At 60.3% G+C, this 257-nt stretch carries 1 protein-coding gene; it reads right to left on the reverse strand.

Annotated features, from left to right (window positions below):
• Window positions 1-223, reverse strand: a 223-nt coding sequence (locus tag CVH10_RS22150; RefSeq protein WP_369335967.1) for a condensation domain-containing protein, incomplete at its 3' end; no start/stop codon positions are given.
• Window positions 224-257: the final 34 nt, after the last annotated feature.

Below are 257 nucleotides of genomic sequence, written 5' to 3' on the forward strand. Positions count from 1 at the left end.
GAGACCAGAACTCGACCTGACGCGAAATCAACGACGCCGCATCATCTTCCGAACCCAACACCTCACGCTGCCACAACGCGTAATCCGCATACTGCACTGCCAGCGGCGCCCACGACGGCACAGCGTCCGCGGATCGAGCCATGTAGGCAACCATCAGATCTCGCGTCATCGGGCCCATCGACGAGCCATCCGCACTGATGTGATGAACAACGAACACCAGCACGTACTCGTCAGGTGCCACCACAAACACACGCGCG

Origin of the sequence: Halomonas sp. ND22Bw, assembly GCF_003011945.1 — a bacterium.
GTDB lineage: Bacteria > Pseudomonadota > Gammaproteobacteria > Pseudomonadales > Halomonadaceae > Halomonas > Halomonas halophila.